This is a genomic window from Rhizobium sp. BK251 (genome assembly GCF_004345245.1).
Taxonomy (GTDB): domain Bacteria; phylum Pseudomonadota; class Alphaproteobacteria; order Rhizobiales; family Rhizobiaceae; genus Rhizobium.
On record NZ_SLUQ01000009.1, the window covers coordinates 350,360 to 373,276 of the forward strand.

The 22,917-nt window shown below is 64.1% G+C and carries 21 protein-coding genes and 1 riboswitch; of the genes, 12 read left to right on the top strand and 9 right to left on the bottom strand.

Annotation, left to right across the window (positions count from 1 at the left end; translation table 11 throughout):
* Positions 1-43 precede the first annotated feature (43 nt).
* The 7 genes from EV286_RS24350 to EV286_RS24380 form a co-directional block, all read right to left on the bottom strand.
* Positions 44-880, bottom strand: a complete 837-nt coding sequence (locus tag EV286_RS24350; RefSeq protein WP_132959757.1) for a sugar phosphate isomerase/epimerase — start codon at positions 878-880, stop codon at positions 44-46.
* 22 nt (positions 881-902) lie between these two features.
* A complete protein-coding gene (locus EV286_RS24355; RefSeq protein WP_132959758.1) occupies positions 903-2,996 on the bottom strand; it encodes an FAD-dependent oxidoreductase in 2,094 nt (697 codons plus the stop codon).
* Positions 2,997-3,016: 20 nt separating this feature from the next.
* Complete coding sequence (locus tag EV286_RS24360; protein ID WP_132959759.1) at positions 3,017-4,399, bottom strand: FAD-dependent oxidoreductase; 1,383 nt, start codon at positions 4,397-4,399, stop codon at positions 3,017-3,019.
* 33 nt (positions 4,400-4,432) lie between these two features.
* Positions 4,433-5,671 carry a hypothetical protein gene (locus EV286_RS24365; RefSeq protein ID WP_132959859.1) on the bottom strand — a complete coding sequence of 413 codons (1,239 nt, stop codon included), beginning with the start codon at positions 5,669-5,671 and terminating at the stop codon, positions 4,433-4,435.
* Positions 5,672-5,772: 101 nt separating this feature from the next.
* Complete coding sequence (locus EV286_RS24370; protein WP_132959760.1) at positions 5,773-6,780, bottom strand: sugar ABC transporter substrate-binding protein; 1,008 nt, start codon at positions 6,778-6,780, stop codon at positions 5,773-5,775.
* 183 nt (positions 6,781-6,963) lie between these two features.
* Positions 6,964-8,034, bottom strand: coding sequence for an ABC transporter permease (locus tag EV286_RS24375; RefSeq protein ID WP_245500813.1), 1,071 nt, complete (start codon positions 8,032-8,034; stop codon positions 6,964-6,966).
* Between the two features lie 19 nt (positions 8,035-8,053).
* Positions 8,054-9,583, bottom strand: a complete 1,530-nt coding sequence (locus EV286_RS24380; protein WP_132959761.1) for a sugar ABC transporter ATP-binding protein — start codon at positions 9,581-9,583, stop codon at positions 8,054-8,056.
* A gap of 498 nt (positions 9,584-10,081) precedes the next feature.
* Between EV286_RS24380 and EV286_RS24385 the strand changes: the two genes are divergently transcribed.
* From EV286_RS24385 to EV286_RS24440, 12 genes are all read left to right on the top strand, one after another.
* Positions 10,082-10,879, top strand: coding sequence for a FadR/GntR family transcriptional regulator (locus tag EV286_RS24385; protein WP_165932927.1), 798 nt, complete (start codon positions 10,082-10,084; stop codon positions 10,877-10,879).
* Between the two features lies 1 nt (position 10,880).
* Positions 10,881-11,873, top strand: coding sequence for a D-erythronate dehydrogenase (gene denD / locus EV286_RS24390; RefSeq protein ID WP_132959762.1), 993 nt, complete (start codon positions 10,881-10,883; stop codon positions 11,871-11,873).
* Position 11,874: 1 nt separating this feature from the next.
* Positions 11,875-13,125 (top strand): 3-oxo-tetronate kinase, encoded by a 1,251-nt coding sequence (gene otnK / locus EV286_RS24395; RefSeq protein ID WP_132959763.1) that lies wholly within the window; start codon positions 11,875-11,877, stop codon positions 13,123-13,125.
* On the top strand, positions 13,122-13,757 hold the full coding sequence (locus tag EV286_RS24400) for an aldolase (RefSeq protein WP_132959764.1): 636 nt from the start codon (positions 13,122-13,124) through the stop codon (positions 13,755-13,757). The genes otnK and EV286_RS24400 overlap by 4 nt, the downstream gene beginning before the upstream one ends.
* Before the next feature lie 91 nt (positions 13,758-13,848).
* Positions 13,849-14,262, top strand: coding sequence for a heme-binding protein (locus EV286_RS24405; protein WP_132959765.1), 414 nt, complete (start codon positions 13,849-13,851; stop codon positions 14,260-14,262).
* Between the two features lie 34 nt (positions 14,263-14,296).
* Positions 14,297-15,199: an L-threonate dehydrogenase gene (ltnD, locus tag EV286_RS24410; protein ID WP_132959766.1), complete on the top strand. Its 903-nt coding sequence runs from the start codon at positions 14,297-14,299 to the stop codon at positions 15,197-15,199.
* A gap of 84 nt (positions 15,200-15,283) precedes the next feature.
* A riboswitch (TPP riboswitch) is annotated at positions 15,284-15,421 on the top strand.
* Positions 15,422-15,512: 91 nt separating this feature from the next.
* Positions 15,513-17,339, top strand: a complete 1,827-nt coding sequence (gene thiC / locus EV286_RS24415) for a phosphomethylpyrimidine synthase ThiC (protein WP_132959767.1) — start codon at positions 15,513-15,515, stop codon at positions 17,337-17,339.
* A gap of 1 nt (position 17,340) precedes the next feature.
* Positions 17,341-18,315 (top strand): glycine oxidase ThiO, encoded by a 975-nt coding sequence (thiO, locus tag EV286_RS24420; RefSeq protein WP_132959768.1) that lies wholly within the window; start codon positions 17,341-17,343, stop codon positions 18,313-18,315.
* On the top strand, positions 18,312-18,509 hold the full coding sequence (gene thiS, locus EV286_RS24425) for a sulfur carrier protein ThiS (RefSeq protein WP_132959769.1): 198 nt from the start codon (positions 18,312-18,314) through the stop codon (positions 18,507-18,509). Before thiO ends, thiS begins: the two co-directional genes overlap by 4 nt.
* 1 nt (position 18,510) lies before the next feature.
* Positions 18,511-19,284 (top strand): thiazole synthase, encoded by a 774-nt coding sequence (locus EV286_RS24430; protein WP_132959770.1) that lies wholly within the window; start codon positions 18,511-18,513, stop codon positions 19,282-19,284.
* Positions 19,281-19,886: a thiamine phosphate synthase gene (locus tag EV286_RS24435; protein ID WP_132959771.1), complete on the top strand. Its 606-nt coding sequence runs from the start codon at positions 19,281-19,283 to the stop codon at positions 19,884-19,886. The genes EV286_RS24430 and EV286_RS24435 overlap by 4 nt, the downstream gene beginning before the upstream one ends.
* Complete coding sequence (locus EV286_RS24440) at positions 19,877-20,677, top strand: hydroxymethylpyrimidine/phosphomethylpyrimidine kinase (protein WP_132959772.1); 801 nt, start codon at positions 19,877-19,879, stop codon at positions 20,675-20,677. The genes EV286_RS24435 and EV286_RS24440 overlap by 10 nt, the downstream gene beginning before the upstream one ends.
* Here the strand turns inward: EV286_RS24440 and hutC are convergent.
* Positions 20,661-21,380 (bottom strand): histidine utilization repressor, encoded by a 720-nt coding sequence (gene hutC, locus EV286_RS24445; RefSeq protein ID WP_132959773.1) that lies wholly within the window; start codon positions 21,378-21,380, stop codon positions 20,661-20,663. The two genes, EV286_RS24440 and hutC, sit on opposite strands and share 17 nt — an antisense overlap.
* 73 nt (positions 21,381-21,453) lie before the next feature.
* Complete coding sequence (locus tag EV286_RS24450; RefSeq protein ID WP_132959774.1) at positions 21,454-22,848, bottom strand: formimidoylglutamate deiminase; 1,395 nt, start codon at positions 22,846-22,848, stop codon at positions 21,454-21,456.
* Positions 22,849-22,917 lie beyond the last annotated feature (69 nt).

Sequence of the window (22,917 nt, forward strand, 5' to 3'; positions counted from 1 at the left end):
AGCCTCCTGCCCCGATCTCGTTTGCAGCCTTGAGTAGCCGGTACTAAGCCTCGGCCAGCAGGCTCTTCATGTAGGTGAAAGCCTCGCGCGCGATGCGGTCGGGCTCGACGGCGCGCCGATCGAAGCCGATCTCCATGGTCAGGTAGCCATCGAAGCCGATCTTTTTGAGCTCGGCGACGATCGCCCGGTAATCGGCCCTGCCGGCATCGCTTGGTGCCGCACGATTGGCGTCGGCCAGATGAATGTGGCGCAGGTCCTTGCCCATGCGCCGGACATAGTCTGTTGCAACCTCGTTGCGATAGATGACGTGGTAGGTGTCGAACATCAGCTTGACGTTGGGCTTGTCCACCTCGGCCATCAGCCGCATCGCGTCATCGCAGGAATCGATGAGGTTGCTGTCGGCAGATGTCGGCTCGATGACGATCGTCACGCCGCGCGCGGCCGCAGCCTCGGCGATTTCGGCAAGCGCCTCGCGGCTCCAGGACCATGCCTGCTCGCGGCTTGTGCCGAAGACCTGCCATCCGGCCACATAGATGACAGTCCTGCCGCCGAGATCGGCGCAGAGGTTTATGACCTTGCGATACTGGTCGCGGGTGTTGACTCTTTCTTCCGGCAACGGCGAAGCGACATTGAAGCCTGGGCCGCCGCCGGGAGCGGGCAGCATGCTGGCGAGCGCCAGCCCGTTCGCTTCAAGCACCCGGCGGATTTCGTTGCGACGCTCCGGGCCGAGATAGTCGGGATAGGCATGGGGGCTCGCCGCGCCGATCTCGATACCGTCATAGCCGATCGCGGCTATGCGCTCGATCGTGTCGGCGAGCGGATAGGAGGGTACCCAGACGGGGAAGCTGGAATAGACCCAGCTGTTGAACGCGAGCTTCATAGATTTCCTCCCAGCTTGTTTTCTATAGGCCGCGTGCGAACTCGAACGCCTCCAGGATCGTGCTCTGGATCAGGCGCGGAGCGACGCAATCGCCCACGCGCGCGATCTCGATGCCCTTGAATTCCGGCCGTGTCTTTAGTTCGAGATAGAGATCTTCCCTGGATCGCCGGCCGATGACGGGAACGACCCAGTCGACATCGTCGATGAAGCTGTCGTCGCCGGGCATCAGGATGTATTTCGCCCATCCGATGGCGTCGGCGTCTGAGAACACCGGCGAGATGCGCACCCGGCGCTCCTCGATTGCGACGAGCGAGGTGTTCGGCATCAGCCGGATGCCCTTGATCGCCGCGCGGCGGTGGAAGAGCGTGCGCGTGCCGGCCTCGATGTCCTCTCCGATCATGCCGTGACCCGCGATGACGGTCACGCGACAGTTTTCATCAGCCAGGTACTCGGCGGTGCCCGCGGCTTCCCAATGGCCGTTGTCGTCAATGACCACCACATGGCCCGAAAGCCGCTTCTCGCCGGAAAGGACCTGGTCGCTGGAAACCACGCAATCGCGGTCGAGACCTTCGATCTCGGGAAGGATCTGGCGCCCGAGCGCGCGGGAAGCCTCAGACGCGTCGTCGGGGCCGATCGGCAGGTTGGGCTCGGAGCCCGTGGCCACGACGACGACGTCCGGGGAGAGGGCAAGAATACTTTCCGGCGTCGCAGGCGCGCCGAGATGGACCTCGACGCCGAGATCGGCAACGGCCGCTTCGAGATAGGAGGTCACCTCGCCGATGCTCGCATGTTCGGGCTGTAGTGAAGCTAGATTGACTTGGCCACCGAGACGGCGCGCTTTCTCCAGAAGGCTCACGCGATGGCCGCGTCGGGCAGCAATCTCCGCGACTTTCAGTCCCGCCGGGCCGCCGCCGGCAATGACGACGTGGCGTGACGTTTCGGCCTTTCTGACAAGGCGCTCGCTCATGCGCCGCTCCTGCCCGGCGCCGGGATTGTGGACGCAGCGAACCGCTTTCTCCTGGCCGACCTGGTAGATGCAGCCGTCATTGCAGGCGATACAGAGCCGCACGAGGTCGCCGCGGCCGGCGGCAATCTTGTTGACCGTTTCCGGGTCGGCGATGAGCTGGCGGGCCATGCCGACGAGATCTGCGTCTCCTGCTGCAATCAACGCCTCCCCGCTCTGGGGCGAAATGCGGCCGAAGCCGATCACCGGAACGCCTGTCGCGTGCTTCAGGGCGGTATTGATGCGGCGGAAGTCGTCGGCGGCGACGGCGGCCGGTGGGATCTCCATCCAGTAGCTGGAGAACGAGCCGGCATCGGAATTGAAATAGTCGATCATGCCCGTGGCTTCGAGGCTGCGAACCATCTCCAGGCCATAGTCGGTATCGTAGCCGAAGGGCGTGAACTCGTTGACGCAGATGCGCACGCCGAGCGGAACGTGCGGCCCCGTTGCCGCCTTGATCGCGGCAATCACCTCATAGGAGAGCCGCATGCGGTTCTCGAAGGAGCCGCCATAGGCGTCGGTACGGCGGTTGAAAAAAGGCGAGGCGAAGGAGCGCAGCAGACCGTCATGGGCGATCTTGATCTCGATCCCGTCGAGCCCGGCATCGACCAGGTTGCGTGCGCTCGCCGCAAAACCCTCGATCGCGGCGCGGATATCGTCCTCGTCCATCGCCTTCGTGGAGTGGTGGCTGGAGGGCTCCGGCATCTGCGTCGGCGCCCACATGATATGCGGCGGATGCTCGAGCGAGGTATGACCGCCATGGGTCAGCTGCCCGAAGAGCTTCGCCCCATGCGCATGCACGGCGTCTGCGATGCGCGCAAGACCCGGCACGACGGCGGGATCCCAGGCATTGACGAAGCGCCGCGACATCTTGCCCGTCGGGTGGATCGCCATGCTTTCGAGGATGATAAGGCCGACGCCGCCGCGCGCCCGTTCCTCGTGATAGGCGACATGCTCGTCCGAGGGCATGCCGTCGAGCGTGCCGAGCGCGGTGAAATGCGGTTGGAAGACGACCCTGTTGCGCAGTTGCACGGGACCGATCGCGAAGGGACTGAGCAGATGGCTGTAGCCCACTTCGTGTTCAGCGATCGATATCGCGTGTCTCTCCGCCACGCTTTTCCTCCCTGCGTTCGTCAGCTCGCCTGTTTCAGGACGTCCGGCACCGCCTCGCCGGGCGTGCCCAGCCAGACGCCGAGTTCGCGCAGACGCCCCTGCACTTCGGCCGCACCAACCGTCGAGGTCGCCACGCCGCGCTTTGCGGCAAGCGAGGCCGCGATAGCCGCCGCCTCTCCGGTCATGGTGCAGGCCGGCACGTTGCGGGTCGAACCAAAGGCGATCTCATCGACAGATATGCAGCGGCCCGCGACGAGGAGATTGTCGACCTTCAGCGGCACCATGCAGCGATAGGGAATGCCGTAACCGACGCCGACATGATCCATGATCGCGCGGCTGCCGCCCGGTTCGTGAACGTCGACCGGCGAATTGCAGAGCCCGATCGCGTCTTCGAAGCGGCGATTGCCGCGTACATCGGCCTCGGTCAGCACGTACTGGCCAGTGACCCGCCGCGTTTCCCGCACGCCAAGCTTCGGCGCCACTTCGAGGAAGATAGCATTTTCGAAGCCCTTCACATAGCGCTGCAGGAAGTCGAAGGCGCAATAGGCCTGCTTGCGGATCTCGATCTCGGCGCGGCTGAGGTCGCGGTCGTCGAGGCCGTTGCCCTGGAAGCGGGTGACGTTGACGCTGATCTCACCGGGGATGAGCCCGGTCTTCATGGTGATGTGGTCCTTGGGAATGATCCAGTCGAAGCCTTCGGCCACCTTGTCCTTGATCCGCTGCTGGAAGCCTGTGAGGAGCACCGCCATTGCATAGTCTTCGTTGCGGTTTCCGGCTTCCTTCGGATAGACGACCTCCCACATGTCGGCCCGGTTCGCCTCGCAATCGGCGATCAGCGCGGGCACATCGACGTTCAGGACGCGGAAATAGGAGGTAATCGGCTGCGTCAGCCCGTCGCCCTCGCGCCCGAGCATGAAATCGGCGCCTGCCAATGCGGCCACGTCGCCGTCGCCGGAGGCATCGACGAAAGCCTTGGCGAGCACCAGGCTCTCGCCGGATTTCGTGCGGATCAGGAGGCCGTGCATGGCACCGTCCTTCATGACGGTTTCGATGACATTGGCACGCAGCAGCACCTCGACGCCGGCTTCCTCGACCATCTCGATGATGACGCGCTGCATCACCTCGGCGTCGAAGGTGCCGGTATACTTGCCCCAATAGGATTCGCGGATGCGTCCGTCGGCGCCCTTGTAGCCGACGCAGCGGTCGAGCATCTCGTGGAAGATCTTCGAGTTGATGAGACCGGTCGGCTTGGTCAGGCGCCCGCCCGTGATGAGGCCGCCGAGGAAGCCCGTGCCTTCGAGCAACAGCGTCCTTGCGCCTTCGCGCGCGGCGCGGATCGCCGCGACGATGCCCGACGAGCCGGCGCCCGTGACAACCACGTCATATGAGCCGAAAAGATTCATGATCAGTCCCTTCAGGATGCGTTTCCGGCTGTCTCAGCCATTATATTCCATGACGTAGAGACCGGCATTGTAGTCGGTCACGTAGATGAGCCCCGCCTTGTCCACGAAGATGTCGCAGGTCTGGATGATCGGCTTCTTGCCCGGCCGCTTGTCCATCATCGAGCGCGGCGGCGGCGGTACGAGGGCGCCGACCTCCTTCGGCTGGTAGGCGTTCGAAATGTCGAAGACGCGCACGCCGGCATTCTGCCAGGTCGAGAAGATGATCGACGAGCTCTGGAATGTGCCCGGCCGGTTCTCGTGGATATTGTGCGGCCCGTAATGCGCACCCTTGTGGGTGTAGTCCTGATTGGACGGCGGGGGCATGGTCGCGATCGGCACGGGGTTGGCCGGGTTCTTCACGTCGAAGATCCAGATGTTCTTGAGCCCGTCTTCGAAATCGTCGAGGACCGCCTCGTCGAGCACCACGAGCAGGTCGCGATCAGCGAGTGGCAGGCAGTTGTGCGTGCCGCCCTGGAAAGGCGGCGACCAGTTCACATGCCGGATAAGGTTGGGCTTGGCGCGGTCGGCGACGTCCATGACCACGAGGCCGGCGTCGCGCCAGGCACCCCAGGCGATGTCGCCGTTGACGATCGCATGATGCAGGCCGAACTTGGCATTGGCCGGCCATGTCGGCTCCTCGCTGGCGGCAAGGTGCATGCCCGGCAGTGCATAGCGTCCCGCCTCGCGCGGATTGGCGGGGTCCGACATGTCGACCGTCATGAAGATGAAGTCGGTGTAGCCATCAAGGAGAGCGGAAACATAGGCCCATCGGCCGCCGGTCCACCAGATGCGATGGATGCCGCCCGAAACGGGCATGAAGCCGATACGCCTCGGCTCTCCCGGAGATGAGGCAATATCATAGACCGCCAGGCCGGCATCCCAGTTGCGCTCGCTTTTTGGCGCCGCCGTTCCGAGCGCGGTGCCGGCAGCGGCCTTGTAGTAGCTCGCCTCGTCGGCAAATGCGGCGTCGGCGAAGACATCCTTGCCGTGAATGACGAGGAGCAGCCCGTCGGCGACCTGCAGATGCACATTCCAGGTATTGGCCGGAGCGGCGACATATCCCGCCGGCTTAGGGTTCCTCGGGTCGCGCACGTCAACGATCGAGAAGCCCTGGCTGAAGAGATGGCCGATATAGGCAAAGCCGTCCTGCACCATGACCTGGATGCCATCGGCGCGACTGCCCTGGTCGCTGTGGCCGATCAGGCGCATGTTCATGGCATAGTCCGGCTTCATGATGTCTGTTGTCACGCTAGGCTCCCGATCCCATCACATGCGTTCTCATGAGGCCGGGGCGCGACGGTTGGTGTCGCGCCCCGGCTTCCAGAAAGGGGCGACTACTTGACCATGTTGCCCCAGTTTTCCTTGCTGTCGACGTTCTCCTTCCAGATCATCACCGGCTGGATCAACGTCTCGCGGTTCACCGGCTTGTTGGCGAAGTGGTTCTCCATTTCGCCAATGATCGAGCTGCCCATCGAGAAGGGGTTCTGGCCGACGTCGGCATCCTGGGTTCCCTCGCGGATGCGCTGCAGGCCGAGCGGCGTTCCGTCAAAGCCGATGACCGGGACATGCCCTTCCTCGCCCGCCAGCTTCAGGCGATCGATCTGGCGCAGCGCCGAGACGACGCCGCGGATCATTTCGTCGTTATGCGCCCAGATGGCGGCGACGTTCGGATCGCGGGTAAAGGCGTCGACAGTGAGCGTCTGGGCATTGTCGGCCGTCCATTCGGCTTTCAACGTCTCGATCTTGATGTCCGGATATTTCGCGGCCATCTGGTCGTGGAAGCCCTTGTAGCGCTTTTCCGACTGGCCGGAGCCGATCGCACCGCGGACTTCGAGGACAAGGCCCTTGCCGTTCGTGAGCTTTGCGACGGCATCGGCTGCTGCTGCACCGCCGGCAACGTCGTCGAAGGTGTTGTAGGCGATCCAGTCGCCTTCCGGCGGCAGGTTCTCCAGCATGAAGAGCGGGATCTTCGATTCGTTCGCCTTGCGCACGCCGCCCTGCAGCAGCTTGGCATCGACCGGATTGAGCAGGATGATGTCCGGCTGCTTGCTGACGACGTCGAGGAGCTGCGTGGTCTGCGTGGAGGGATCGCCCTTGCCGTCATAGACGGAGATGTTCATACCCTTTTCCGCAGCGAGCTTCTTGACGTGATCGACCAGCGTCACCTGGTATTCGTACTGCAGGCCAAAGGCGATATAGGCAAGGTTCTTGCCCTTCAGCACGCTGTCTTCGGCAAGCGCCGAAAGCGGCATGCCGAGGCCTCCCGCGCCGAGTGCAGCGACGCCGGCGGCGAGTTGCAGGAATGTGCGGCGTGTGGTCTTCATGGTGTCATTCGCGTCCATTGTGTTTCCTCCCGATTGGACTCGTCCAGTCGCCGATGCCGGCGACGATTCAGAACTTCCGTTTCGGCCGGCCATGCCAGAATCCAGGCAAAGCAATGCCGTTCGCCGGAAAGGCGCTTATTTCAACTTCCATGCTTTCAGTTCACTTCACTCCCGCACGCGTCCCCCCGCGTGCAGCTTCGACTAGGAAGGCTTGGGTGGCTTGCCCGCCTTCGTGGCGATGACCTTCTTCCGCATGCCGGCCTCCAGATAGCTGCGGCGGTAGACGTCGAGGGCTGCGGCCGCGGCAATCACGAGGCCGCTGACGACCGAATCCCAGTTCGGTGGTACGTTCAGAAGATTGACCGCGTTCTGGACGAGGCCGAGAAGCAGGACACCGAGCAGCATGCTGCCCATGTTGCCCTCGCCCCCGAAAAGACTGACGCCGCCGATGACGACTGCCGCGATGACGGCAAGCTCCATGCCCTGGGCGGCGGTCGCCGCACCCGCCTCGAAGCGCGCGGTGATGAGCAGGCCCGCAACCGCCGACATGAAGCCGGAGATCATGAAAGCGATGATGATGACGCGCTCTGTGTTGATACCGGCGAGTTTTGCAGCCAGCGGGTTGCCACCCGTCGCATAGACCGACCGGCCGAAGGATGTTCGCGACAGGACGACCTGGGCGATAGCCGCCATCACGAGGGTCAGAACGATGACCGCGGGAATGCCGAGGATGCGCGCCGCCTGCAGTTCCACGAAGAATTCGGGAACCGGAGCGATATTGGTGCCGCCTGAATAAATATAGGCGAGGCCGCGCCCCATCGTCATCGTGGCGAGCGTCGCGATCAGCGCCGGGATGCGCAGCTTCGTCACCGCGAGGCCGTTGACGAGGCCGATCCCCAGCCCCGCAAGCAGCGAGAGCATGATTGCAACCTCCGCCGGCATGCCCTGGAACTGGACGAGCCCGACGGACAGGACCGATGAGAGCACGAGAACCGAGGCGACCGACAGATCGATGCCGGCGACCAGGATGACGAAGGTCTGGCCGATTGCGACGACGGCGATGATGGTTGCCGCCTGCAGCACGTTTTCTATGTTACGCACCGTCGCAAAAACCGGGCTCATGACGCTCATGATCGCGCTGCCCAACAGGATGACTGCCATGAGGCCGACACTCTGCATGAGATCAATGAAGGATATCCTGCCGCGAAGGGCTGACAGTCCAGCGGTTCTGCCCCGCGCGACATCGGACATCGGTGTGTTCTCCATTGCCATCTAGAAATTCTCCTCGCCTTCAGCCTGTCGTCGCATAGCTCATGATGGTTTCGCCCGTCGCCTGCTCGCGCGTCAGCGAAGCTGATATCCGGCCCGCGCGCATGACCAGCACCCGGTCCGTCATGGAGAGGATCTCCGGCAGTTCCGAGCTGATGAGCAGGATCGCCATCCCCTCCTCGGCCAGCCGCAGGATCAGCTCGCTTATCTCCGACTTGGCGCCGACGTCTATTCCCTTGGTCGGCTCGTCGAGGATCAGGATCTTCGGGCGCCGCGCCAGCCAGCGGGCGAGAACGACCTTTTGCTGGTTGCCACCCGAAAGCGTCGAGACGCGTACCTTCGAGGACGGCGTCTTGACCCCCAGGCTGCGGATCTCCCGGTTCGCGATGGACTCCTCCTGCGCACTGGACAGGAAGCCCCAGGACGAAACGCGATCGAGAAGGCTGAGCGTCACATTGCTCTTGACGCTCATGAGGCCGACGAGCGCCTGCCGGCGCCGGTCCTCCGGAACGAGGCCGATGCCCGCCTCGATGGCAGACCGCGGATCGCTCGGCGGGACGCTCGTGCCGCCGATCTCGACCGAACCGCTGTCATAGGGATCGATGCCGAAGATGCAGGCGGCAAGCTCGCTGCGGCCGGCGCCGACGAGGCCCGCCATGCCGACGATCTCGCCCGCCCTCACCTCGAAGGAGATGTCGTTCAGCACGTTCTCGCGGGAGAGATTGCTGACGCGCATCACGACGTCGCCGATCGGGCGTTCGGTGAGCACGGTCTCGCGTACTTCGCGGCCGACCATCATGCGGATGACCTTGTCCTGGTCCAGTTCGCCGATGGGCTTCGTGCCGACGAGGCGGCCGTCGCGCAGCACCGTCACGCGGTCGGCGATGCGGAAGACCTCCTCCAGCCAGTGCGATACGAAAACGATGCCGAGCCCTTTGCCCTTCAGATCGTTGACGACGTTGAACAGGCGGTCGATCTCGGGAGGAGAAAGCGAGGTGGTGGGTTCATCCATCACGAGGATCTTCGAATCCTCGGAGATCGCCCGGGCGATCTCGATGAGCTGCTGGTCGGCCGGCGAAAGCCTGCCGGCAGGCGTCGATAGGTTGAGATGCGGTGCGACGAGAGCCAGGGCCGCGTGCGCCTTCTGCCGCTGGGCCTGCATCGAAAGCCAGCCGTAGCGCGACGGCCAGCGGCCGAGCATGATGTTTTCGGCTACCGTCATGGCCGGAACGAGGTGGGCGTCCTGGTGGATGGTGGCGACGCCGATGCGATGGGCGGCGGCCGGATCGGCATGCAGGGCGACGCCGTTCACGGTGATCTCGCCGCTGTCGGGCGTATAGAAACCGGCCATCAGCTTGATAAGCGTCGACTTGCCCGCGCCATTTTCGCCGAGAAGTGCCGTGACCTCGCCGGCGCGAACGTCGAAATCGACGTTGTCGAGGGCGAGAACACCCGGAAATGATTTGGTAACGCCGCGGGCCAGGAGAATCTGACGTGGCTCATGGGCCACGGCGGCAATCGCCGTGAGCCCAGCGCTATCCGCGACGGTCATGGCGTGTCCTCCACGGGGCGCACGCGCCCACAGCCCCTCAATAGGTTCATGCGATGAATCCTCCACCGTCACGCTGGGCCGCTCCTCCGGCTGCAGCAGGACGGGTTCACGCTATTCGCCCCATTTCCGCTTGTCAACTGGTAGAGATAGCGGACCAGTTGAATTTTTCGTCCAGGCTAATGTTCTTGGCGTTCGGGCGAAGGGGAGAAGGCGCTTGGCGCTTCGAGCGTGGTCGATGGTGTCAAGCTGGTGTCGTGATCTGCCAGACCGCCGCCGGAAGAGAGCATTTTCTTTAAATTTCAATGTGCTGTATTGTGTTTCGTCTCAGCGGATGCATGTATCATCGGGCTAAGGCCAGCCTGAAGATCGGTTCCGCAGTGCGGCAGATGCCACGCGGTTTCGCTGCGGCGCATCAGGAAATTTTTGTGGTTGGGGAGGTGACAGGAGACATCTAATGGTTTAACTGGACTAAGTAACAGTCCAGTTCTCGGTGAATATATGGCAACCCCTCTGTCGCCCCTGCACGAGACGATACACAAGCAGACCGCCAAGGAAATGATCCGCGACAAGATCATTTCCATGATCGCCTCGGGCATTCTGCAATTGGGCGACGAGTTGCCGAGCGAGCGGGAACTGGCGACCATGCTGATGGTCAGCCGCGAGACGGTGCGTGGCGCGATCCAGCGGCTTGCCGGCGAAGGCGTGGTGCAGGTTTCGCAAGGGGCGAGGACCCGGGTGGCCCGGGTGGATGTCGAGGTCAGCGCCCAGCGGATCGGCGTTACGAACCCGACCTCGATCAATGGCTACAGCCTCGAGGCGGTGCACGCGGCGCGGCTGCTCGTCGAGACGTCCGTCGTCGCCGACGCGGCCCGCAACCTGAGCGCCGAGGACATCAGGCGGCTGGAGGATTCGATCGCTGCCCAGGAGCAGGCGCTGAACGACCCGGTCCGCTTCCTCATCTGCGACCGCGAGTTCCACCTGACGATCTACTACGCTTCCAAGAACCGCCTGCTCGCAGATTTCGTGGTCGATCTCTACACCTACATGCTCGACCATCGGCGCATCGCCATGGCGCAGCCGGGGGCGATCGAAAAGAGCCTGGAGGACCACCGTTTCATCGTGAGGGCGCTGAAGATGCGCAATCCGGAAGCGGTGTCGGCCGCCTTCGCCGAACATATCCTGCGCATCCACGATACCTCGCGCGCGGTCGACGAAGGCGGGCTTGCAGATACGGGGCAGAAGACGGCGCAAACCATCCCATTCAACGCCGCCGGCGGGAAAAAGGAGTCGGCCTGAGATGAAAATACTGATTATCGGAGCGGCCGGCATGATCGGCCGCAAGTTGGTGCGCGCGCTGCTGACGCAAGGGGAGATCAGCGGAAAGGCGATCAACAGGCTGGTGCTGGCCGACATCACCATGCCGGAAAAGCCTGAGTTCGCCGGGGAAATAGAGACGGTGGTCGCCGATCTTTCACTTCCCGAGACGGGCGCGGCACTCATACAGTCGCGGCCGGACCTCATTTTCCATCTCGCGGCTATTGTCTCCGGCGAGGCGGAGGTCGACTTCGACAAGGGCTACGCCGTCAATTTGGACGGCACGCGATCTCTCTTCGAGGCAATCCGCCAGGCAGGCCTGAAAGAGCCCTACACGCCGAAGGTCGTGTTCACGTCCTCGATCGCCGTCTTCGGCGAGCCGCTGCCGGAAGTGATCAGCGACACGCAGTGCCTGACGCCGCTGACGAGCTACGGCACCCAGAAGGCGATCTGCGAGTTGCTGCTTGCCGACTATTCACGCAAGGGCTTCTTCGACGGTATCGGCATCCGCCTGCCGACGATCTCGATCCGCCCCGGCAAGCCGAACAAGGCGGCCTCCGGCTTCTTTTCCAGCATCCTGCGCGAGCCGCTGATCGGCCAGGAGGCGGTGCTGCCCGTCAGCGAAACCGTGCGCCATTGGTTTGCGAGCCCGCGCGCGGCGGTAAAGTTCCTCCTTCATGCGGCCGAACTCGACACGGCGCCGCTCGGCCACCAGCGCAGCATTACCATGCCGGGTCTTTGCGCAACGGTCGGCGAGGAAATCGAGGCCTTGCGCCGGGTGGCCGGTGAGGATGCCGTCAAGCTGATCCGTCGCGAGCCGAACGCCGCAATTGCCGATATCGTCGCCGGATGGCCGCAAGGCTTCGACGCGCGGCGCGCCGAGGCGCTGGGCTTCAAGTCGGAAAATTCCTTCGACGACATCATCCGCGTCCATATCGAGGACGAACTCCAGAACAATATCGCGGAGCGTGCCTGAAATGCTGCTTGGTGCGATCGCCGACGACTTCACCGGCGCGAGCGACCTTGCCAATACGCTCGCCAGGGGTGGCATGTCGACCGTCCAGTTCGTGGGCTACGGCCACGGCGAGGTGAATTGTGAGGCAGGCGTGGTCTCCCTGAAGACCCGCTCGGCGCCTGTTGCCGACGCAGTGCAGCAGTCGCTCGCCGCGGCGCGCTGGCTCCTCGCCCAAGGTTGCGAGCAGATCATCTTCAAATATTGCTCGACGTTCGATTCCACGCCCGAGGGTAATATCGGCCCTGTTGCCGAGGCATTGCTCGACCTGCTCGGCGCCGACGTCACCGTCGTCTGTCCGGCTTTTCCGGGCGCCGGGCGCCGGCTCTTCATGGGCCACCTCTTCGTCGGCGACCGGTTGCTCAGCGAATCCGGCATGCAGAACCATCCGCTGACGCCGATGACCGACCCTGACATCCGCCGCTGGCTGCGGCTGCAGACGAAGGGCGAGGTCGGCAGCATCACCTTTGACACGATCCGCAGCGGCGAGCAGGCCATCCGCGATGCCTTTGATGCGGAGAGTAAGGCCGGACGGCGGCTGGTCGTCGCCGACGCCGTTGCCGACCCGGATCTTCTGGCGATCGGCAAGGCGATCGCCAGCCACAAGCTTGTTACCGGCGGATCTGGCATCGCGCAGGGGCTACCCGAAAACTTCCGCAGCCGCGGAAAGCTTGCCGACCGGGCGGCTGCCCTTCCCGTCGCGCAAGGCCGCGGGATCGTGCTCTGCGGGTCGTGTTCGACCGCCTCGCAGGATCAGGTGAAGCACTACCTGGGCGATCACCCGGGCCTTGCGATCGATCCTGGCGAACTGATGACCGAGCGCATGACCGTGGAGCGTGCGGCAGCCTGGATCCGCGAGCAGGACGGGCGGACGCCGATCATCTATTCGACCGCTGCGCCGCAATCGGTCTCCGCGGCACAGGACAGGTTCGGCCGCGAGGCAGTGGCGAAAGCGATCGAAGGCTTCTTCGCCGGGCTTGCACGCCATCTTGCCGATACCGGTACGAGGCGCATCGTTGTCGGCGGTGGTGAGACTTCCGGCGCGATCGTCGAGGCCCTTAAGCTTACGAGCATGCAGATCGGACCCGAAATCGATCCCGGCGTGCCGGTGCTGGTCGCCGATCGCGGCGGCCCGCTCGGCCTCGCTCTGAAGAGCGGCAATTTCGGCGCGCCGGATTTCTTCAGCAAGGCATTGGAAAGGGTGGGCCGCCCATGAGCGAACAGGCTGTCCGTGAAAAGATCGTGCAATGGGGAAAGTCGCTCTTCGACCGAGGCCTCACCGCTGGTTCCTCCGGAAACATTTCGGTGCGCATCGAGGACGGTTATCTGGCCACTCCGACCAACTCCTGCCTCGGCTTCCTGGAGCCTGACCGGCTGTCGAAGCTCGACGCAGAGGGCCTGCATGTCTCGGGCGACGCGCCGACGAAGGAACTGCCGCTGCACTTTGCATTCTACGAGGGACGCGCCGAATGCCGGGCCGTCGTGCATCTGCATTCGACCTTTGCCACAGCGCTCTCATGCCTCAGCGATGTCGACCCGAAGGACTCCATTCCGCCGATCACGCCCTATGTGGTGATGCGCGTCGGCAGGGTGCCGGTGGTGCCCTACACCCGGCCAGGCTCGCCCGAGGTTAAGCCGTTGATCGCCGCGATCGTCGGTGAGCACAGCGCCGCACTTCTGGAGAACCATGGGCCGATCGTCTCCGGCGCCAGCCTCGATTCGACGGTCTTTGCCATCGAGGAGCTGGAGGAAGCGGCAAAGCTTGCGATCATCACGCGCGGAATGCCCGTGAGATATCTCGGCCAGGAGGCGATCGAGGAGTTGAACCGCACTTTCAAGCTGCGGTGATGGTGCCAGCATTCCGGAGAGAACGCATTGCCGGCGCCGCAGGATCGGCCTTGCAGCCGGCCGAATGATACCGAGGCAAGGGGAGGACGACATGCTTGCAACGAAGACCGCATTGACCATTGAGGCTGCAAAGGCGATCGCCGCAACCTGTGAGGCGGAAGCAAAGAGGCAGGGCCTCAGGCTGGTCATCGCCATTGTCGACGACGGCGGACATCTCGTGCTGCTCCATCGCGACGACGGCGCGCAGGTCGGCAGCGTCGAGATCGCCACGCTGAAGGCGCGCACCGCCGTGCTGTTCCGCCGTCACACCAGGCAGTTTCAGGATGTCGTTGAAGGCGAAGGCCGCTATGCTCTACTCTGCATACCGAACGGCATTCCGCTCGACGGCGGTGTGCTGCTGAAGGTAGGCGAAGAGATCATCGGCGCGATCGGCGTCAGCGGTGCGAGTGACGAAGCCGATGGCGATATCGGCCGCATCGGCGCGAAGCTGCTCGAAAGTCTCTAAGCGCTGGCAATACGAAGGAAAGGAAGGCAGGTCCATGCCGGACAGGAAGAATATCGCGGTCATCGGTCTTGGCTCCATGGGATTCGGCATGGCGGCGTCACTGCTTCGTGCCGGCCATGCCGTGTCGGGCTGCGATGTCGCCGCCGGCGCCAGGGACAGGCTGCGAGATAGCGGCGGCCAGGCCTTCGACACGCCTGCGGACACGGCCCGCGATGCCGAGATTGCTGTCATCGTGGTCCTGAACGCGGCCCAGACCGAAACCGTGCTCTTCGGCAGCGCGGGTGTCGCATCGGTCCTGCGTCCCGGATCGGTCATCATTTCCTGCGCGACCATCCCCCCGGCGCAGGCGCGCGCCTTTGCTGCGCGGGCGGCAGAGCAAGGGCTGCATTATCTGGACGCGCCGATCAGCGGTGGGTCGGTGAAGTCTGAAGCCGGCAAGCTGACGATCATGGCTTCCGGCACCCCGGATGCATTCAAGGCGGCTCGCCCGGCGCTCGACGCGATGGCGGAAACAGTGTTCGAACTTGGAGACGAGGCGGGGATCGGATCGTCCTTCAAGATCGTCAACCAGCTTCTGGCAGGCGTCCATATCGCCGCGGCCTGCGAGGCCATTACCTTTGCGAAGAGCCTGGGGCTCGACATCTCCCGGGTCTTCGAGGTCATCACCCGCTCGGCCGGAAACAGCTGGATGTTCGAAAACCGCGTGCCCCACATTCTCGAGGGCGATTATTCGCCGCGCAGCGCCGTCTCGATCTTCACCAAGGATCTCGGGCTCGTTTCCGAGATCGGATTGAGCGGAAAGTTTCCCCTCCCGATCGCGAGTGCCGCCCTTCAGCTCTTTGTCATGACCGAGGCGGCCGGCATGGGAAAGGATGACGACGCCTCCGTCGCACGGCTTCTCGCGAAGATCGCCGGGCTGGAGCTGCCGGGGAAATAAGGGCCTCGGCGCGCCTTCCAATCACAAGTTCCGGCCGGTTGCGGATTGGGCTTGACGATGGCCGGGGGCAGACCTAACCTCGCGCACATTCACCAGGGGTGTCCCGACAAGGGGCTGAGATTCTGCTGGCGAGATCCGGGCTTTATCCGGCTTGAGCAGCGCAGTGACCCGTTGAACCTGATCCAGTTCATACTGGCGTAGGGACGGTGCAAGCGCTGCCTGGATTCGAAATCCCTTACTGGGCTCCTGTCAGCGTCTTTCCATCATTCCGGCTGAGGACTGGGTCTCCAAACTTAACACTTGGAGCCTCACGATGAACATTGCCGCCAAGACCCCAACTCCGACCGTTACCACCGGTCCCCTCCCCGCCTCCCGCAAGATCCATGTTCCGGGCGACGTGCATCCGGATATCCGCGTGCCGATGCGCGAGATCGCCCTGCACCCGACCTCCGGCGAGCCGCCGGTCATGGTCTATGACTCCTCGGGTCCCTATACCGACCCGGCATATCGGGCTTCGATAGAAAGCGGTCTGCCGCATCTGCGCCGGTCATGGGTCATGGCACGCGGCGACGTCGAGACCTATGACGGCCGCCACGTCAGGCCGGAAGACAACGGCTTTGTGACCGGCGACCGGCTGACACCGGAATTCCCGATCCGCAACCGGCCGCTGCGGGCCAAGGACGGCAAAGCGGTGACCCAGCTCGCGTACGCCCGCGCCGGCATCATCACGCCGGAAATGGAATTCATCGCCATTCGCGAGAATATCGGCCGCAAGGCCGCCAAGGAGGCCCTTGTCCGCGACGGCGAAAGCTTTGGCGCCCACATCCCCGACCACGTGACCGCCGAATTCGTCCGACAGGAGGTTGCTGCCGGCCGCGCCATCATCCCTGCCAACATCAACCACCCGGAAAGCGAACCGATGATCATCGGCCGGAACTTCCTGGTGAAGATCAACGCCAATATCGGCAATTCCGCCGTCACCTCGTCGATGGCAGAAGAGGTCGAGAAGATGGTCTGGGCCGCGCGCTGGGGCGCCGATACCGTCATGGATCTGTCCACCGGCCGCAACATCCACAACATCCGCGAATGGATCGTTCGCAACTCACCGCTGCCGATCGGCACCGTGCCGCTCTACCAGGCGCTTGAGAAGGTCGGGGGCATCGCCGAGGACCTGACCTGGGAGGTCTACCGCGACACGCTGATCGAACAGGCCGAACAGGGCGTCGACTACTTCACCATCCATGCCGGTGTGCGGCTCCACTACATCCCGCTCACCGTCAACCGCGTGACCGGCATCGTCTCGCGCGGCGGCTCGATCATGGCCAAGTGGTGTCTGCATCACCACAGGGAAAGTTTCCTCTACGAGCACTTCGAGGAGATCTGCGACATCTGCCGCGCCTATGACGTGTCCTTCTCGCTTGGCGACGGCTTGCGTCCCGGCTCCATCGCGGACGCCAACGACGCCGCGCAGTTCGCTGAACTGGAGACGCTTGGCGAGCTGACCAAGATCGCCTGGGCCAAGGACTGCCAGGTGATGATCGAGGGCCCCGGCCATGTGCCGATGCACAAGATCAAGGAGAACATGGACAAGCAGCTCAAGGTCTGCGGCGAGGCGCCCTTCTATACGCTCGGGCCGCTGACGACCGACATCGCGCCGGGCTACGACCACATCACCTCCGGCATCGGTGCGGCGATGATCGGCTGGTTCGGCACCGCCATGCTCTGCTACGTCACGCCGAAGGAACACCTCGGCCTGCCGGATCGCAACGACGTGAAGGTGGGCGTCATCACCTACAAGATCGCCGCCCACGCCGCCGACCTCGCCAAGGGGCACCCGGCCGCGCAGGTGCGTGACGACGCGCTGTCGCGGGCGCGCTTCGAGTTCCGCTGGGAGGATCAGTTCAACCTCTCGCTCGATCCTGAAACGGCCCGCTCCTTCCACGACGAGACGTTGCCGAAGGAGGCGCACAAGGTCGCGCATTTCTGCTCCATGTGCGGTCCGAAATTCTGTTCCATGCGGATCTCGCACGATATCCGCGCCGAAGCGCAGAAGGAGGGGCTGGAGGCCATGGCCGCAAAGTATCGCGAGGGCGGTGATCTCTATATGCCGCTCGGTGATGGCCAGCCGGCAGGCGAGTGATATGCGCATTCTCGTCAAAGGGGCCGGCGTCGCCGGCCTCACTGCGGCCCATGAGCTTGCCGCACGCGGGGCGGAGGTAACGGTTGTCGACCCGCGGCCGGGCTTCGGCCATGCCGCCTCTTGGTTTGCAGGCGGCATGCTCGCGCCCTGGTGCGAGCGCGAGGGCGCAGAGGAAAGGGTGTTACTGAGAGGCCGCGACGCGGCCGATTGGTGGGATGCCGTGCTTCCCGGCGAAGTGCAGCGCAAGGGAACCCTGGTCGTCGCCCCGCCTCGCGATGCTGCCGAACTGAGGCGGTTTGCTTCCCGTACTTCGGGTTACGAATGGCTCGGCGAGACGGAGATCGCGATGCTGGAACCGGCCCTTGCGGGCCGTTTCCGGCTGGCCCTCTTCTTCCCGAGCGAGGCGCATCTGGACCCCCGCCGGGCACTGCCGGCTCTCCGGACAAAGCTCGCTGCCGCCGGCGTGCGATTTGTCGAAGAGGCGCAGGCAGAGGATGCGTTCGACCGCATCCTCGATTGCACGGGCGCGGCGCGCATTGCCGATCGCTCGGGACTGCGCGGCGTGCGCGGCGAGATGCTCTATCTCAGAAGTGCCGAGATCGAGCTTGCTCGGCCCGTCCGGCTGCTGCATCCGCGCATACCCGTCTATATCGTGCCGCGCGGCGACGGGCTCTTCATGGTCGGGGCGACGATGATCGAGGCCGACGACGAAGGGCCGATCACGGCACGCTCGCTGATGGAGCTGCTGAACGCCGCCTATACGCTGCACCCGGCCTTCGCCGAAGCTGCCGTTGCCGAGACCGGAACGGGTGTCCGCCCCGCCTTCGCCGACAATTTCCCGCGCGTCATTACTGCGGGCACGACCATCGCCATCAACGGCCTCTACCGCCACGGCTTCCTGCTGGCGCCCGCCATGGCGCGCGAGGCGACTGAGGTCATGTTCGCCGAACAGCTGAAAGAGAGAAATTTCCCATGAGACTGACCATCAACGGCGAGACCCAGGAGGTCGCATCCGCGACGCTTTCCGAGCTGCTGGCGCTTCTCGAATATGAGGGCGAATGGCTCGCGACGGCCGTCAACGGCGAGCTCGTCCATCGTGACGAGCGTGCGCGTTTCGAACTCAACGACAGCGACCGGATCGAGATCCTGTCGCCGATGCAGGGAGGCTGACATGCTCGAATTGTACGGCACCACCATTTCGTCGCGCCTGTTGCTGGGCACGGCGCGCTATCCCTCCCCGGCGATTCTCGCTGAAGCCGTCCGGCGATCGCAGACCGCGATCGTCACCGTCTCGTTGCGACGCGAGACCGCCGGCGGCAAGACGGGCGGCGCCTTCTTCGAGATGATCCGCGATCTCGGCGTGCGGGTTCTGCCCAATACGGCAGGCTGCCACAGCGTCTCCGAGGCCGTGCTGACGGCGAAGATGGCGCGCGAGGTCTTCGCGACGAACTGGATCAAGGTGGAAGTGATTGGCCACCACGACACGCTCCAGCCGGATGTGTTCGCGCTCGTCGAGGCGGCGCGTATCCTGACCGCTGAGGGCTTCGAGGTGTTTCCCTACACGACGGATGATCTTGTCGTCGCGGAAAAACTGCTGGAGGCTGGCTGCAAGGTGCTGATGCCCTGGTGCGCGCCGATCGGCAGCGCCGCCGGTCCGCTGAACCTCACTGCGCTCAGGGCGATGCGGGCTCATTTCCCCGACGTCCCGCTTGTTGTCGATGCCGGAATCGGTCGACCCTCACACGCGGCGACGGTGATGGAGCTCGGCTACGATGCCGTTCTGCTCAACACTGCCGTCTCTGGTGCGGCTGATCCGGCCGCCATGGCGGGAGCCTTCGCCAAGGCGATCGAGGCCGGAAACGAGGCCTTCTACGCCGGCATGCTCGAGCCGCGCGACATGGCGGTACCCTCAACGCCCGTCATCGGAAAGGCCGTGTTCGCATGAAGCTCGACCCCTTCTACCTCATCGTCGACAGCGCCGAGTGGATCGAACGGCTCGTGCCGCTCGGCGTGAAGCTGGTGCAGCTGCGCATCAAGGATATGCCGGAGGATGAGCTGCGCGGCGAAATCCGTCGTTCCAAGGCGATCTGCACTGCCCATGGCTGCCAGCTCATCGTCAACGACTATTGGCGTATCGCCATCGAGGAAGGCTGCGACTTCGTGCATCTCGGGCAGGAGGATCTTGAAGCTGCCGATCTGGCGGCGATCCGCGCGGTCGGGCTGAAGCTCGGGCTTTCGACCCATGACGACGCAGAGCTGGAAACCGCGCTTGCCGCCCGACCCGACTATGTCGCGCTGGGGCCGGTCTATCCGACGATTCTGAAGGCGATGAAGTGGGAACCGCAGGGCCTGGAGAAGCTCCGGCTCTGGAAGGAACGCGTGGCTCCGCTGCCGCTGGTTGCGATCGGCGGGCTGAACGTCGAGCGGCTGGAGGGCGTCTTTGCGCATGGCGCGGACAGTGCCGCCGTCGTCACCGACATCACCCGCAACGCCGATCCGGAAGCCCGAACGCGCGAATGGATCGAAAGGACGGCCCAATGGCGCTGAACGGGGAACGGCACGTTCTCGTCGTTGCCGGCTCCGATTCATCGGGAGGCGCGGGCATTGCGCGCGACATAGAGACGATCGCCGGACGCGGCGTTAAAACCTGCCTCGCGGTGACAGCGATCACCGTGCAGACACATCATGCGGTGCGGCAGGTCGTGCCGGCAGATGCCATGCTCGTCGAAGCGCAGATGCGCTCAGCGCTCGAAGCCAATGACGTGGCCGCCGTGAAGATCGGCATGCTCGGGACGGAGGAAATCATTGCCGCCGTTGCCTCCGTTCTCGACCACCACGAACACATTCCGGTGGTTCTCGATCCGGTCCTCGCCGCAAGCTCCGGCGGACGACTGCTTGGCGAGGACGCGGTGGGAATACTCAAGACGAAGCTCCTTCGCCATTGTGCTGTTCTGACGCCCAATCTTGGAGAGCTGGGCACTTTGACAGGCAAACGGCCGGCCCGGGACGAGACGGAGGCACTGGATCAGGCACAGGCCCTCCTTTCCCTGATTCGGCAAGGTGGGGCGATACTGGTCAAGGGCGGTCACGGGCACGGACCGTGGTCGACGGACATCCTCGTGCGCGACGGGAGGCCGCCGGAGCGCTTCGAAGCGAAGCGCCTCGCGGTCGAGATGCGCGGAACGGGCTGCATGCTCGCAAGCGGCATCGCCGCCTATCTGGCGAAGGGCGAAACCCTCTCAGACAGCGTCGCCAAGGCGAAAGCCTTGCTTCACGACAAGCTCTCGGCGCAAGCGGAAAGGAATGGACCTTCCGTCACTCTCATCCCGCAGGCGTGAAGCGTGCCACCAGCGCGTGCCGGTCTCCGGGATAGGTGAAACGAACATGGGTAACCGGCCCGCCCGTGCTCCAGGTGCGCCGCTCGACAACGAGACAGGCGGTGTTGCGCGGTATTTCGAGCGCCGTCGCCTTGCCCGCACTTGCGGGTACCGCAAGGATACGATGTTCGGCGGCACTCCAGGGAACCTGGCCCAGCAGCCAGGGGCCGGGCGCGATCTGCGAGAAATCCGCCTCCTCGGCACCGGGCACGGTCGAGAGGCTGATCAGCCGCTCCTCCAGGCAGAACGGCCGGGCGCCGGCGAAATGGGTGCAGGCCAGTTCCAGCAAAGACGTGGCGGCCGGAAGCTCAAGGCGCAGTGCGTCTTCGGCGCGGCTCTTGCGCTTCTGCCTCTTCGTCAGCGTGAAGGAATAGGGCAGGTTGAGCGACTGCACTTCCGTCTTGATGTCGTGGATTTCGAGGACAGCCGATTGCGCCTGCGGCTGCGTGACGAAGCTGCCGGATTTCTTGCGCCGCTCGATGAGACCGGCCTTGGCCAACTGTGTCAGCACCTTGTTGACGGTCATGCGCGAGCAATCATAGTGCGCTGCAAGGTCGATCTCGAACGGGATGCGGTGTCCGGGCGGCCACTCGCCGGAGACGATGCGACCCTTGATATCGCCGAGGATGCGCTGGTGCAGGGTGACGTCGCTGATCGTTTTCATCGACGGCGGTCCGTCCTTCCTTGTTTGTTGCCAGCCATCCGGATGGCTTTGTTTGCGTGGAGGAGTGCTCTCTTCACGAGGCGAGCAACTCGTTCATAACGCTGACGAAGCGTGCTGCAATCGCATCGCGCCGCACATGGCGGCCGTTCTCGACCTGCCTGCGCCCCAGAGCCCATACGCAGTCGACGCGAACACCGCGCGCGAAGATCCAGTTGTCGAGCAGTTGGTCGCCGGAGAGATAAGGCACTTCCGACAGGTCAAGCGATACGATGTCCGCATGGTTCCCGACGGCAAGCCCTACTTGCGCGTTCAGCGCCGCACCACCGCCCTCGACCGCGCGGTCGAAGAGGGCGCGCGCCGTCGAGGCCTCGGGCGCGGCAACGACATTTCGAACCCGCCGAGCGAGCCGCTGCGCATACTCGAGCTGCCGGAGCTCGGCTGCGAGCGAGATCAGGATATTCGAATCCGAGCCGATGCCGTAGCGGCCGCGCTCCGCCAGAAATTGTGGCGCGGAGAAGATGCCGTCGCCGAGATTGGCCTCAGTGATTGGGCAAAGGCCGGCAACCGCGCCGCTCCTCGCCATCCGCCGCGTCTCCTCGTCGGTCATGTGTGTCGCGTGGATGAGGCACCAGCGACTGTCGACCGGCGCATTGTCGAGCAGCCATTCGACCGGCCGCGCACCGGACCAGGCGATGCAATCCTCGACCTCCTTCACCTGCTCGGCTGCATGGATATGGATCGGGCCGGTGCCGGCAAGCGGGAGGATTGCCTGGAGCTCTTCGGGTGTGACGGCTCGCAGGCTGTGCGGTGCAAGGCCAAGTCCGGCGCCGTCTAACCCGGCCACCACCTTGCGGCAGCCGGTCATCAGGGCCTCGAAACGGTCGACCGAGTTGATGAAGCGGCGCTGGCCGTCGATGGGTGCCAAGCCTCCGAAACTGTGATGGGCGTAGAAAACCGGCAGAAGCGTCAGGCCGATGCCGGTCTCCGCGGTCGCCGCGCCGATGCGCTCCGCAAGTTCTGCCACATTGGCATAGGGGCTACCGTTCCTGTCATGGTGAAGATAATGGAATTCACCGACACGGGCGAAACCTGCTTCCAGCATCTCCACGTAAAGCTGGGCCGCAACGGCCTCCACCTGCTCGGGCGTCATCGACAGCGCAAAGCGGTACATGAGGGTGCGCCATGTCCAGAAGGTATCCTCGCTCGGTCCGCGGACCTCGGCGAGACCCGCCATTGCGCGCTGGAAGGCATGGCTGTGGAGGTTCGGGACCGCCGGCACGAAGACGTTGTGCCGCTCGTCATCCGGCTGCGCCTCCACGCCTGCCTCGACGGCGGCGATGCGGCTGCCTTCGATCGTCAGGCGGACATTCCTCTGCCAGCCTCCGGGCAGCAGAGCTGCGCCTGCGTGAAGGCGTCGAGATCCTGCCCCTTTACCGTCGTGCAGTTCGTTGCGGAGTTCGTTCGCCATGAAGATTCCCAAATTCCTTCTTGCCAGCCGTTTATTATGTATATACTTATTCACTCATAAGGAAAGGCG